The organism is Oryzomicrobium sp., assembly GCF_036820405.1.
GTDB lineage: Bacteria > Pseudomonadota > Gammaproteobacteria > Burkholderiales > Rhodocyclaceae > Oryzomicrobium.
In genome coordinates this window covers 203705-216568 of sequence record NZ_DAISLS010000003.1, presented here as the reverse complement: position 1 = coordinate 216568, position 12864 = coordinate 203705, and the positions used below count along the sequence as shown (strand labels likewise).

The following is a 12864-nucleotide window of genomic DNA, read 5'->3' as shown; positions in this document are numbered from 1 at the left end:
GAGACAACGATGATAAGCAAAAACCGCAATCTGTTCGCCGCCGCCCTGGCCGCCTGCGCCGTCCTGACCGCCCCGGCGGCGGCCCTGGCCCAGACCGTCAACGCCAAGTTCAGCGTCACCCTGCCGGAGAAGTCCCACCAGGGCCAGGGTGCCGCCCGCTTCGCCGAGCTGGTCAAGGAAAAGACCCAGGGCCGGGTGCAGATCAAGGTCTACTACAACGCAAGCCTGGGCAACGACGTGCAGGTCACCTCGGCGCTCCAGGGCGGCACCATCGAATTCGTGGTGCCCCAGACCTCGACCCTGACCGGCATGATCAAGGACTTCGAAGTCCTCGACTTCCCCTTCCTGTTCGACAACGAGAAGGAGGCCGACGCCGTCCTCGACGGCCCCATCGGCCAGAAGCTGCTCGACAAGCTGCCGGCCAAGGGCCTGGTGGGCCTGGCCTACTGGGAGAACGGCTTCTTCAACGCCACCACCAGCAAGCATCCGATAGCCCGCCTCGAAGACTTCGCCGGGCTGAAGTTCCGCGCCGTGCAGGCCCCCATCTCCCTGGAAACCCTGAAGGCTCTCGGCGCCAACCCGGTGCCCCTGGCGGTGCCCGAGGTCTATTCGGCCCTGGAAACCAGGACCATCGACGGCCAGGCCACGCCCACGGCGGTGATCGCCGCCCTCAAGTTCAACGAGGTGCAGAAGTACCTGTCGATCACCAAGCTGTCCTACGGCGCCTTCCTGCCCCTGGTGAGCAAGAAGTTCTGGGACAAGCTTAGCCCCGACGACCAGAAGGCCCTGCGCGACGCGGCGGTGGAAGCCCGCGCCTTCCAGCGCCAGGTGGCCCGGGACGCCGCCCGCAGCGCCCAGGAGGACATGGCGCACAAGGGCATGACCGTCAACGTGGTGGCCCCGGCCGAGATCGCCCGGATGCGCGCCCAGGTCCGCCCGGTGTGGGACAAGTTCGCCAAGGAAGCCGGCCCCGACCTGGTCAAGGACGTCATCGCCGAAATCGACAAGCAGCGCCGCAAGTAAGCCGGCTCCTTGTCGCTACACCCATCGAACCCGGCTGCGCCCGGCGCAGCCAGCACCCACCAAGGAAAACGCAACATGAAGCTCGCCACCCTCAAGCAAGGCGGCCGCGACGGCACCCTGGTCGTCGTCAACCGCGCCCTGACCCACTGCCGCCCGGTGCCGGCCATCGCCCGTACCCTGCAAGCCGCTCTGGACGACTGGGAGGCCGTCGAGCCCCAGCTGCGCCAGGTCTACGAAGCGCTCAACAGCGGCGCCCTGCCCGACCCGCAGCCCTTCGACCCGGCCGCCTGCCATTCGCCCCTGCCCCGGGCCTACCAATGGGCCGACGGCTCGGCCTACGTGAACCACGTGGAGCTGGTGCGCCGCGCCCGGGGCGCCGAGCTGCCCCCCGAGTTCTGGACCGACCCCCTGATGTACCAGGGCGGCTCCGACAGCTTCGTCGGCCCCCGGGACCCGGTGGTGGCGGTGAGCGAGGACTGGGGCATCGACTTCGAGGCCGAGGTGGCGGTGATCACCGGCGACGTGCCGATGGCCGCCACTCCGGCCCAGTGCGCCGGCAAGATTCGCCTGCTGATGCTGGTCAACGACGTCTCCCTGCGCAACCTGATCCCGGCCGAGCTGGCCAAGGGCTTCGGCTTCTTCCAGTCCAAGCCGGCCTCGGCCTTCTCGCCGGTGGCGGTGACCCCGGACGAGCTGGGCGACGCCTGGCGCGGCGGCAAGGTGCACCTGCCCCTCAACGTCGAGCTCAACGGCAAGCCCTTCGGCCGGCCCAACGCCGGGGTGGACATGACCTTCAGCTTCGCCCAGCTGATCGCCCACGTGGCCAAGACCCGGGAGCTGGAAGCCGGCTCGATCATCGGTTCCGGCACCGTCTCCAACAAGCAGGGCGGCCTGCACGGTTCCAGCATCGAGCACGGCGGCGTCGGCTACTGCTGCCTGGCCGAGGTGCGCATGTACGAGACCATCGAGGGCGGCAAGCCCCAGACCCCGTTCATGCGCTTCGGCGACCGGGTGCGCATCGAGATGCGGGACGCCGCCGGCGCCTCCATCTTCGGCGCCATCGACCAGCAGGTGGCGCCCCTGGCGCGCTGACCCGGCGTTGCGCGCCGACCGGCGCCGGCGATCCACTGCATCCATAGAACAGGGCGGACACCGCCCGGGCCGGCGCGCGCCCCGCGCCCGGCGAGGAGGAGACCATGACCGACAGGCAACAGGGGGCGGCCCGCCGGGCCGCCGGCTTCGGCGCGCTGGCCGCGCTCGCGCTGCTCGCCTGGCTGTGGCTGGCCCCGGCCGGGGGCCTGGCGGCCCGCGCCGGCCAGAGCGTCCTGGCCCTGCTGGCGGCGCTGCTGCCCGGCTGGCTGGCCTGGCGCAATCCGGCCGCAACGGACATGACTGGAATCGCCCCGCATCCGGGCGGCGCCGCTGCCGACCCGGCCGACCCGGCCGAACGGGCCGAGGTGGGGGACGGGGCCGCCACCACCGGCCAGGCCGAGGCGCTGCGCCGGCGCGCCCGGGACGTGGTCGAGGAAACCCGCCGCATCGGCACCGCGGCGGCGGTGGACAGCGCCGTGCTGTCGCGTCGGGTCCAGGAAACCGCCGGGCTGGCCGGCCAGCAGTGCGCCCTGGCCGGCACCATCGTCACCGCCACCGGGGCGGCCAGCGCCGCCGCCGACACTGCCAGCCGTCACGCCGATGAGGTGCGCGCCGGCACCGAGGCCAACCTGGGGGCGGTGCGCGGCGCCCACCGGGATTTGCAGGAGGTGGGCGAGCGCATCCGCCGCATCTCCGCCGACACCGCCGGTTCCGCCGAGCGGGTGGGCGAGCTGGCGCGCCATTCCCGGGAGATCCGCGACATCGGCATGCTGATCAACGACATCTCCGATCAGACCAACCTGCTGGCCTTGAACGCCGCCATCGAGGCTGCCCGGGCCGGCGAGGCTGGGCGCGGCTTTGCCGTGGTGGCCGACGAGGTGCGCAAGCTGGCCGAGCGGGTCAAGACCGCCACCGGGGTGATCTCCGCCAGCACCGCGACCATGCAGCGCCTGGTGGAGGAAACCGAAGTCCAGATGGCCAGCATCCGCGACGATTCGGGTCACGCCGCCCAGGCCGTGGCGCGCACCGTGGGCGACTTCGATGCGGTGGTGGACGACCTGGGCCGGGCCGGCGAGGGGCTCGGCGTGGTGGCCGATTCCCTGCACCACATCCAGGCGGCCAACACCCAGATCCACGCCCAGACCGAGGAGATCAAGGCCCTGTCCGACCGGGTCAGTGCCAGCATGGGGGAATCGGCCAAGGCCGCCGCCTCCCTGCAAGGCCAGACCGAGCGGCTGTACGCCCTGGGTGCTCGCTTTTCGATCGCCGACAGCGCCTTCGACCGTATCCTGACCACCGCCCAGCGCATTGCCGCGGAGGTGGGGGCGTGCCTGGACGCCCACCGGCAAAAGGGCGCGGACGTGTTCGACCAGCAGTACCGCCCCCAGCCCGACACCAACCCGCCCAAGTTTTCCACCCGCTACGACCAGGCGGTGGAGACGGACCTGCAACGCATCTACGACGAAGGCATCGGCGGCCTGCCCGGAGCCCTGCTGGTGTGCGCCTGCGATAACCAGGGCTACATGCCGGCCCACCACCGCAAGTTCTCCGCGCCCCTCAACGGCGACGCCAAGCACGACCAGGTGTTCAGCCGCCACAAGCGCATCTACAACGATCCGGTGGGGCTGCGCAGCGCCCGCAACCAGGAACCCTTCCTGCTCCAGACCCTGCTGCGCGACACCGGCGAGGTGCTCTCCGAACTGGCCCTGCCGATCCGGGTGGACGGCCGCCACTGGGGCGCCCTGCGCACCGCCTTTCCCCCCGAGGTGCTGACCGGCGGGGGCGCGGCGGCGCCGGCCCGGACCTGAGGACACCATGAGCCGACCGACGCCGATCCTGGCGGTGCTGCTGACCACCCTGGTGGCCCTGGGGCCCCTGTCCACCGACTTCTACCTGCCGTCCCTGCCGGCCATCACCGCCGCCTTCGCCACCGACGGCGCCCACACCCAGCTCACCCTGTCGGTGTACCTGGCCGGCTTCGCTGTGGCCCAGCTGGCGGTGGGGCCTCTGGCCGACCGCTTCGGCCGTCGCCCGGTGGTGCTCGGCGGGCTGGTGGTGTACCTGCTCGCCAGCCTGGCCTGCTGCGTGGCGCCCAGCATCGAGGCCCTGATCCTGGCCCGCCTGGTCCAGGCCCTGGGGGCCTGTGTCGGCCCGGTGCTCGGCCGCACCATCGTGCGCGACGTGTGGGGTCCGGCGGATGCCGCCCGGGTGCTGGCCTACGTCAGCGGCGCCATGGCCCTGGCGCCCCTGATCGGGCCCTTCCTCGGCGGACTGCTCACCGTGTTCTTCGGCTGGCAGGCCAACTTCGCCGCCCTGGCCCTGTTCTCTGCCTTGCAGATCGCCGCCACCTGGCGCTGGCTGGCCGAGAGCAATCCCCACCCGGACCCCACCGCCACCCGGCTGGGGCGCATCGCCGCCAACTACCGGCGCCTGCTCGCCGACCGGGCCTACCTGGGCTACCTGCTCTGCCAGTCCTTCGCCTACAGCGCCCTGTTCGCCTTCATCTCCGGCTCGGCCTTCGTCCTGATCGGTCATTTCGGCCTGGCCCCGGCCACCTACGGCCTGTGCTTCGGCGTGGTGGTCACCGGCTACATGGCCGGCTCGGCCCTGTCCGGCCGGCTGGTGGGGCGCTTCGGCAGCGACCGGCTGCTGTTCGCCGGGGGCCTCATCGGTGCCGGCGCCGGCCTGGCCATGTGGGCCCTGGCCGCCAGCCCCCTGGCCTCGGTGGCGGCCCTGCTCGGTCCCATGGTGTTCGTCACCGTGGCGTTGGGCCTGGTCATGCCCAACGCCACCGGCCGGGCCCTGGCTCCCTATCCCCAGATGGCCGGGGCCGCCTCGTCCCTGATCGGCTTTGCCCAGATGTCCATCGCCGCCCTGGTCGGCATCGTCGTCGGCCACGGCCTGGAGGACGGCGGCCGGGGCGCCCTGACCCTGCTGCCGGCGGCCATCGCCGCCTGCGGCGTGCTGGTGCCCCTGTGCTACCTGGCCCTGGTGCGCACCGCCCATGCCGCCGGGCGCGCCAGCCCCTGACGCCGTCCCCCGGCCCTTCCGGAGTCCCGCCATGCTCACGCTCTACACCTACTTCCGCAGCTCCGCCGCCTACCGGGTGCGCATCGCCCTCAACCTCAAGGGCATCGACTACACCGCCGTCCCCGTGCACCTGCTCAAGGACGGCGGCCAGCAGAACCAGCCCGCCTACCGGGCCAAGAGCCCCCTGGGCACGGTGCCCGCCCTGGAGTGCGACGACGGGGTGCTGACCCAGTCCCTGGCGATCCTCGAATACCTGGAGGAGACCCACCCGGCGCCGGCCCTGCTGCCCGCCGACCCGGGCGGCCGCGCCCGGGTGCGGGCCATCGCCCAGACCATCGCCTGCGACATCCATCCGATCAACAACCTGCGCGTGCTGCGCTATCTGGTGCACACCCTGGGCATCACCCCGGAGCAGAAGAACGCGTGGTACCGCCACTGGGTGATGGATGGGCTGGCGGCGGTGGAAGCCCTGCTTGCCGACCCGCGCACCGGCACCTTCTGCCACGGCGACACCCCGACCCTGGCCGACTGCTGCCTGGTGCCCCAGGTGTTCAACGCCCAGCGTTTCGACTGCGACCTGAGCGGCTTCCCCACCTTGAGCCGCATCGCCGCCCACTGCGACACCCTGGACGCCTTCCGCGCCGCCGCGCCGGGAGCCCAGCCCGACGCCGAGTGAGACGGCTGCCGGCGCGATTCCGCCCGGCCGTTTCGTCCCGTCCCCCGATCTGCCGAGACCTGCCATGACCACTGCCGACCTGCCCCTGTGGACCCCGACCCCCGCCCGCGTGGCGGGCACCCTGCTGCACCGCTTCCTCACCCCGGCCAGCGCCCGGGCCGGCCGGCCGCTCACCGACTACGACGCCCTGTGGCAGTGGTCGGTGGACGAGCCCGCCGCCTTCTGGGATTTGGTGTGGAACGAACTTGGCGTGGTGGGCGACAAGGGCCCTGGTCCGGTCCTGGAAAACGGCGACCGCATGCCCGGCGCCCGTTGGTTTCCCACGGCCAAGCTGAATTACGCTGAAAACCTGCTCAACTTCGCCGGCCTGCCCGCCGACGGCGCTGACGCCCTCGTCTTCTGGGGCGAATCCAAGGTCCAGCGCCGGGTCAGCCGGATGGCGCTGGTGCGTCAGGTCGCCGCCTTCCAGGCCGGCCTGATCGCCGCCGGCGTCGGTCCCGGCGACCGGGTGGCGGGCTTTTTGCCCAACCTGCCCGAAACCCTGGTGGCCATGCTCGCCACCACCGCCCTGGGCGCCATCTGGTCTTCCGCCTCCCCTGACTTCGGCGTCCAGGGCGTGCTCGACCGCTTCGGCCAGATCGAACCCAAGGTCTTCGTCTGCGTCGACGGCTACTGGTACAACGGCAAGGCCGTGGACTGCCTGGCCAAGAACGCCGAGGTGGCGGCCAAACTGCCCACCGTGGTGAAAACCGTGGTGGTGCCCTACCTCAACCCGGCCCTCGGAGCCGGGGAGGTGGCCGCCATCGCCAACGGCGCCACCCTGGCCGACTTCACCGCCCCCCACACCGGGGTAGATACGCCCACCTACCACCGGGTCGGCTTCGATCACCCGCTCTTCATCATGTTCTCCTCGGGCACCACCGGCGTGCCCAAGTGCATCGTGCACTGCCACGGCGGCGCTCTGCTCCAGCACCTCAAGGAACACCAGCTGCACAACGACGTGCAGCCCAATGACCGGGTGTTCTACTTCACCACCTGCGGCTGGATGATGTGGAACTGGCTGGTCTCGGGCCTCGCCTCCGGCGCCACCCTGCTGCTCTTCGACGGCAGCCCCTTCGCCCCGGGTCAGGACGGCGTAGCCGGCACCCTGCTGTTCGACTACGCCCAAGCCGAAGCCATGACCCACTTCGGCACCTCGGCCAAGTTCATCGACGCCATCGCCAAGGCCGGCCTGAAACCCCGGCAGACCCATAAGCTCGACACCCTCAAAGCCATGATGTCCACCGGCAGCCCCCTGGTGGCCGAAGGCTTCGACTACGTGTACCGGGACGTCAAAGAAGACATCCAGCTCGCCTCCATCTCCGGCGGCACCGACATCCTCTCCTGCTTCGTCCTCGGCAACCCCATCGGCCCGGTGTGGCGCGGCGAGATCCAGTGCCGGGGCCTCGGCATGGCGGTGGACGTCCTCGACGACACCGGCGCCCCGATCCGGGAGCAAAAGGGCGAACTGGTCTGCCTGAAACCCTTCCCGGCCATGCCCGTCGGCTTCTGGAACGATGCGGACGGCGCCAAGTACCGGGCCGCCTACTTCGAACGCTTCCCCAACACCTGGTGCCACGGCGACTTCGCCGAGATCACCGCCCACGGCGGCCTGATCATCTACGGCCGCTCGGATGCCACCCTCAACCCCGGCGGCGTGCGCATCGGCACCGCCGAAATCTACCGCCAGGTCGAACAACTGCCCGAAGTGCTCGAAGCCCTGGTGATCGGCCAGGACTGGCCGAAAGGCTCCGGCGACGTGCGGGTGGTGCTGTTCGTACGCTTGAAGGAAGGCACCGTCCTGGACGAGGCCCTGATCCAGCGCATCAAGGAGCAGATCCGCAAGAACACCACCCCGCGCCACGTGCCGGCCCGGGTGGTTCAGGTCCAGGACATCCCGCGCACCAAGAGCGGCAAGATCGTGGAACTGGCGGTGCGCAACGTGGTGCATGGGGAGGCGGTGAAGAACGTGGAGGCCCTGGCCAATCCGGAGGCGTTGGAGGAGTTCCGGGGAAGGAACGAGTTGCAGGGGTAGGGCAGGGCCGCAGCGCGGCTTGAGATTACGCCTGCCTAAAAAGCAAAACGCCGGGTCGGGGACCCGGCGTTTTGCTTGGTTGAAGGTATCAGGCCTGTTCCAGGGCTACCGCTTCCTGAGGCAGGGGAGGGGCTTGGGGCGGCTGGGTCGTGGAAAAGTAGCTGACCAGTTCGTTGAGGTGGCCGGCGGCATCTTGCAGCCGTTCCGACATGGCGTAGGCGGCCTGGGTGTCCTGGCGGTTGTCCACCACCAGTTCGGCCAACTGGTCGACCCGGGCAAGGAAGTCCTCGAAGGCGAAGGATTGCAGGCGGATGGCATTCTCGATGCGCGCCACCAGCTCCGCGGCGTGTTCGCCGGCGCCGCCGTTCCCGCCCTGGACGGCCTCGTGCAGCCGGCCCAGCATCTGCTCCAGGTCCAGGGAGAAGGACTGGGTCTCGGTCAGGGTACTGCGCGCCTGGCTGAGCCGGTCGTGCTGGATTTCGGAGTGGTCGCTGATCTCGAACAGGGCCCGGTTGAGCTGGCCGCAGTGGGCCTGGATGCCCTTGGCCACCAGGCAGATTTCGTCGGTGATCACCTTCAGGTGCATCTGCATCACGGCGCTGGCCCGGATCAGCTGCCCCGTCTCGCCCTTGCCGAACACTTCCACCTCGCCGGTCAGGTCCCCCTGGGCGATGCGGTCGAAACTGCGTATGGCGGCGTGCAGCGGCGTGACGATGTCGCGGATGAAGAAGTGGCCGACCACCAGCACGGCCAGGATGCCGACGACGATGCCGGCCAGGGCGATCTTGCCGATCATCAGGTTACGTTCGCGCATGGACATGTAGTCGTCGTCGGAAATGGCCTGGACGGTCCGCCCCAGTTCGCCGATCTGGCTTTGCAGCCGGCCGAGGCTGGCCTGGATCAGGGGGGCGGCGGCCTTGCCGTCGGCCGGATCGGCCTCCTGGGCGGCGTTGAGCAATTGGTTGAGTTGGGTGAATTCGGCTTGCAGGCCATGCACCATCGCCTGTCCGCTCGGGGGCAGGGGCGTGCCCTCCAGCTCGGCGAGCAGGCGGGCGACGGTGATGGTCCGGGCCGGCGGCAGCGGGGCGGCGGGATGGCCGTTGGCGGTGGCCTCCGTGATCTGGCGCACCTCGGCGTCCATCTGGCCGACCTTGATGAGGGTGACGATGCGGTTCTTGTACAGGGTTTCCACCGTACCGTTGGACAGCATCAGGCCGCCGATGCCCAGGATGCCGCCCATGATCATCAGGAAGATGACGAACAGGGAGCCGAGCAGGAAGCCGGTCTTGATGGTCAGCAGGTTGTGCAGTGGATTGGCCTTGATCGGCTCGCCGCTGGCGGCGAGCTTGCGGTAGGCGTGTTCCGCCGCCGCGATCTCGTCCCGGCTGGCGGTTTCCCGGACCGACATGTAGCCGATGGTCTGGTTGTCCTTGCGCACCGGCACCACCACCGCCTTGACCCAGTAGAAGCCGCCGTCCCGGGTGCGGTTCTTGACGATGCCCTTCCAGGGATTCCCTTTCTTCAGAGTGGCCCACATGTGGGCGAAGGCCTGGGGCGGCATGTCGGGGTGGCGCAGCAGGTTGTGGGGCTGCCCGATCAATTCCTCGCGGCTGTAGCCGCTGATGTCGACGAAGGCGTCGTTGGCGTAGGTGATGACGCCGCGCAGGTCGGTCTTGGAGACGATGGCGATGCCGGGGGGGACGAGATGCTCTTCCTGGCTGACGGGGAGGTTTGTGCGCATGGTGCTCGGGCTCGGATGCGGGAAGTAGGCGAAAAGAAGTCTGGATGGGACGAAGGCCGGCGGATCAGCGGGCGGCCTGCCAGAGGCGGCGGATGATCAGGGCGGCGGACTGGCATTTGGCCGGCGAGACGCAGCCGGTGATGGCGAATTCGGGCTGGCCGGTGTCGCGCAGCACCGGGCTGCTCTGGGGCATGCCGGTGCGATCATAAATGCTGTATGCCATGGGCTTGCCGTCGGCGGCGGTGCGCTTGACCATGCAGATTTCGCCGTTGGCCAGGGACACCAGGGTGCCGGCGGGAAAGCGGGTCAGGGTCTTGAACAGCGCAGTGACGTGGAGTTCGTCGTAGCGATGGCCCTTTTCCAGGAACAGTTCCCGGATCACGTTGGCGGGAAACTTCCCCGGGACCCGTTCGCTGGTCAGGACCATGCTGGCGTAGGAGTCGGCCAGGTTGAGCAGGAAGGAGCCGGGCAAGGCCTCGCCGGTGCGCTTGTGCACCGGATAGCCGCTCCCGTCGGGGCGTTCGTGGTGCTCGCGCACGTAGCGCAGCCAGGGCTCGTCCTTGATGCCATGGGTGGCGAGGATGCCGGCGGACAGCTCGGCATGCCCCTGCACCTTGGCCCGGGCCGTTTCGGAGAGAGTCCGGCTGGTGCCGTCGGGAGACTGGTCGAATTCGTGCAGCCCCACGTCCCGGGTCAGGGCGGCGCACACCAGCGTGCGCCGCTGCGCGCCGTCGATGCCGCAGGACGGGGCCAGCAGGGCGGCGATGGCGGCGCCGAGCAGTTGGTGGCCCGGGCGGTACTCGGGGATTTCCGTGGTGAGGTAGGCCGCCGCCAGCACCGCATCGGCATCCTCGCCCACCATGGCGATCAACTGGTCGGCCCGTTCCTCCACGTAGCCCCGGATGTTGACGCCCAGGGCCGGCGGGTCGCAGAGCAGCTTGTGGATGCGGCGGATGCTGGTGATCAGGTCGAGGGTGCGGAAGAACACCGGGGCCTGGGCGGCCTTGCGGGGCGCGGCGGTATCGTCGCCCCCCTCTTTTTGCTCGCCCTCGTCGCCGCCCGCATCGATCTGGATGCGCTTTTGCTCGGTGTTGGGCGGGCCGATGTAGCAACCGCGCTCGAGCAGGCGGTCGATCAGGCTGGGCATGGTGATGACGTAGCCCTGCTTGAGCAGCAGGAGGCCATTGGCATCATAGAGCGGCCAGCCCAGGGGCTGGTGCAGAACGAAGTCGGCGGCGACGGCCTGCCTGGGTTTTGTCGACATGGCGCAGATTCGGAATATCGCGGGAAGGTCGTTGAAACTGCGGGTACGTTCTTCTGCCGGGTATTCGTGCTCTGTTTTTGTTTTTCGTCATGTCTTTTGTTTTTTGTATTTTATATAAATGTCAGCTTTTGTCAGCTTTTGCGAGTATTTGTCGTTTAATTGTTTGCCGCCAAATTTTATTTGCAAGTATTTGATTTGTTGAATTATTTGTTGCGACAAATATTCATTGCCGAATGGTTTTCAGAGGGTTTTGTTTAAAACTGCAATGGGGGGTGGTTGCATCCGGGTTTGATTGCGGCGCAAATAAGCGGCCGGTAATCCGGGCATCGCCAAAAATGAAAAAACCGGGCCCGTAGGCCCGGTTTCCGCTGCCGGTGGAAAATCGGTTAAGCCGGGTTCAGCGCACCACGTCGAAGCTGGTGCCCTTGGGGTCGGCGTCGAGCACGTCGAAGATTTTGTCGAGGATGCGCACCAGTACGTTCAGGCCACCCTGGTAGCCCCAGATGGGGAAGCGGTGATGGTGGTGGCGGTCGAACAGGGGGAAGCCGATGCGGATCAGGGGCACCCCGGTGTCGCGCTCAAGGAACTTGCCGTAGGAGCTGCCGATGAGGAAATCGGACGGCTCGGTGGCGAGCAGGGAGCGCAGGTGCCACAGGTCCTTGCCGCCGTAGACCTTGGCCCCCTGGCCGAAGGGGCTGGCCGCCAGCAGGGCCGTGATCTTCTCCACGAATTCCTTGGTCGAGTTGGTCACCACGATGTGCTTGGGCTCGGCCCCCAGTTCGAGCAGGAAGGCGGTCAGGCCGAACACCATGTCCGGGTCGCCGAACAGGGAAAAGCTCTTGCCGTGCAGGTAGGCCTGGGAATCGGCGATGGCGTCCACCAGGCGGCCTCGTTCCTTTTCCAGTTCTTCCGGAATGGCCTTGCCGGAGATCCGGGACAGGCTCATCAGCAGGGCGTCGGTGGCGGCTACGCCGACCGGGTTGTGGAAGGTCACCACCTCCTGGCCCTTGGCGGCGATGTATTCGCCGGTCTTGGCAGTGGAGAACCCCTGCAGCAGGAAGGTGGCCTGGGCGTCCAGGGCCGCCCGGGTGTCGGCCAGGGTGGTGCCGCCGTCGTACATGCGGAATTCGCCGTCGGCCGGGGTGTCGTAGACGTCCGACGGGTCGGACAGGATCGTGCCGTCGATGTCCATGGCCTTGAGCAGGCGTTTCAGTTCCCGGTTGTTGCCGACGCAATAGCCGTCGAAGCCGCCGTTGATCACCACCTTGCCGTTGCCCGTGCTGCGCTCGGCACCGCTCCAGGACTGCTGCAGCACGCCGCGCAGCATGTTGTCGTAGCCGGTGACGTGGCTGCCGACGAAGGAGGGGGTGTGGGCGAAGGGCACCGGAAAGTCTTCCGGCAGGGAGCCCTTCTGCTTGGCGGTCTTGATGAAGGCGTCCAGGTCGTCGCCGATCACCTCGGCCATGCAGGTGGTGGAGACGGCGATCATCTTCGGTTTGTACAGGGCGTAGGCGTTGGCCAGGCCGTCCACCATGTTGTTCAGGCCGCCGAACACGGCCGCGTCCTCGGTCATCGAATCCGACACGCAGGAGGACGGTTCCTTGAAGTGGCGGTTGAAGTGGGAGCGGAAGTAGGCGACGCAGCCTTGCGAGCCATGGACGTAGGGCAGGGTGCCCTCGAAGCCCGAGGCGCACAGCACGGCGCCCAGGGGTTGGCAGGCCTTGGCCGGGTTGATGGTCAGGGCTTCGCGCTTGAAGTTGAGTTCCCGGTACTCCCAGGACTTGGTCCAGTCCTCGATCTTCTTCACTTCGGCGGTGAGCGGCGCTTCCTCGAAGGCCTTCTTGCGCGCCATCAGCTCCTGGTACTCGGGTTCCTTGAAGAGCGCGTTGTGGTCGAGGATTTTCTCGGCGGTTTGCGGCATTTTGAATCTCCTTTAGCGAGCCGGACGGTCATCCCCGCACCGG

General features: G+C 68.5%; 9 protein-coding genes. 6 read left to right on the top strand and 3 right to left on the bottom strand.

The window, feature by feature from the left end; all coding sequences use genetic code 11:
- The first annotated feature begins 9 nt into the window (after positions 1 to 9).
- The 6 genes from V7Z98_RS04060 to V7Z98_RS04035 all read left to right on the top strand — a co-directional run bounded on the left by V7Z98_RS04060 (position 10) and on the right by V7Z98_RS04035 (position 7895).
- Entirely contained in the window at positions 10 to 1023 is a 1014-nt protein-coding gene (locus V7Z98_RS04060) for a TRAP transporter substrate-binding protein (protein ID WP_334157085.1), read from the top strand.
- A 75-nt stretch (positions 1024 to 1098) separates the two neighbouring features.
- Complete coding sequence (locus V7Z98_RS04055; RefSeq protein ID WP_334157084.1) at positions 1099 to 2115, top strand: fumarylacetoacetate hydrolase family protein; 1017 nt, start codon at positions 1099 to 1101, stop codon at positions 2113 to 2115.
- A gap of 104 nt (positions 2116 to 2219) precedes the next feature.
- The gene (locus V7Z98_RS04050) at positions 2220 to 3923 is read left to right on the top strand and encodes a methyl-accepting chemotaxis protein (RefSeq protein WP_334157083.1); all 1704 of its coding nucleotides are present in this window, start codon (positions 2220 to 2222) and stop codon (positions 3921 to 3923) included.
- 7 nt (positions 3924 to 3930) lie between these two features.
- Positions 3931 to 5145, top strand: a complete 1215-nt coding sequence (locus tag V7Z98_RS04045; RefSeq protein WP_334157082.1) for a multidrug effflux MFS transporter — start codon at positions 3931 to 3933, stop codon at positions 5143 to 5145.
- A 31-nt stretch (positions 5146 to 5176) separates the two neighbouring features.
- The gene (gene maiA / locus V7Z98_RS04040) at positions 5177 to 5821 is read left to right on the top strand and encodes a maleylacetoacetate isomerase (RefSeq protein ID WP_334157081.1); all 645 of its coding nucleotides are present in this window, start codon (positions 5177 to 5179) and stop codon (positions 5819 to 5821) included.
- A 64-nt stretch (positions 5822 to 5885) separates the two neighbouring features.
- A complete protein-coding gene (locus V7Z98_RS04035; protein ID WP_334157080.1) occupies positions 5886 to 7895 on the top strand; it encodes an acetoacetate--CoA ligase in 2010 nt (669 codons plus the stop codon).
- 88 nt (positions 7896 to 7983) lie between these two features.
- Here the strand turns inward: V7Z98_RS04035 and V7Z98_RS04030 are convergent, their stop codons facing one another.
- The 3 genes from V7Z98_RS04030 to nifK all read right to left on the bottom strand — a co-directional run bounded on the left by V7Z98_RS04030 (position 7984) and on the right by nifK (position 12821).
- Positions 7984 to 9636 (bottom strand): PAS domain-containing protein, encoded by a 1653-nt coding sequence (locus tag V7Z98_RS04030; RefSeq protein ID WP_293263358.1) that lies wholly within the window; start codon positions 9634 to 9636, stop codon positions 7984 to 7986.
- Between the two features lie 64 nt (positions 9637 to 9700).
- Positions 9701 to 10900: an HD-GYP domain-containing protein gene (locus V7Z98_RS04025; RefSeq protein ID WP_334157079.1), complete on the bottom strand. Its 1200-nt coding sequence runs from the start codon at positions 10898 to 10900 to the stop codon at positions 9701 to 9703.
- Positions 10901 to 11297: 397 nt separating this feature from the next.
- On the bottom strand, positions 11298 to 12821 hold the full coding sequence (gene nifK, locus V7Z98_RS04020) for a nitrogenase molybdenum-iron protein subunit beta (RefSeq protein ID WP_293263354.1): 1524 nt from the start codon (positions 12819 to 12821) through the stop codon (positions 11298 to 11300).
- Positions 12822 to 12864 lie beyond the last annotated feature (43 nt).

Coding starts and splice junctions, on each gene's coding strand:
- V7Z98_RS04025 (WP_334157079.1), bottom strand. CDS start 10,900: ATGTCGACAAAACCCAGGCAGGCCGTCGCCGCCGACTTCGTTCTGCAC.
- V7Z98_RS04035 (WP_334157080.1), top strand. CDS start 5,886: ATGACCACTGCCGACCTGCCCCTGTGGACCCCGACCCCCGCCCGCGTG.
- V7Z98_RS04050 (WP_334157083.1), top strand. CDS start 2,220: ATGACCGACAGGCAACAGGGGGCGGCCCGCCGGGCCGCCGGCTTCGGC.
- V7Z98_RS04055 (WP_334157084.1), top strand. CDS start 1,099: ATGAAGCTCGCCACCCTCAAGCAAGGCGGCCGCGACGGCACCCTGGTC.
- nifK (WP_293263354.1), bottom strand. CDS start 12,821: ATGCCGCAAACCGCCGAGAAAATCCTCGACCACAACGCGCTCTTCAAG.
- maiA (WP_334157081.1), top strand. CDS start 5,177: ATGCTCACGCTCTACACCTACTTCCGCAGCTCCGCCGCCTACCGGGTG.
- V7Z98_RS04060 (WP_334157085.1), top strand. CDS start 10: ATGATAAGCAAAAACCGCAATCTGTTCGCCGCCGCCCTGGCCGCCTGC.
- V7Z98_RS04045 (WP_334157082.1), top strand. CDS start 3,931: ATGAGCCGACCGACGCCGATCCTGGCGGTGCTGCTGACCACCCTGGTG.
- V7Z98_RS04030 (WP_293263358.1), bottom strand. CDS start 9,636: ATGCGCACAAACCTCCCCGTCAGCCAGGAAGAGCATCTCGTCCCCCCC.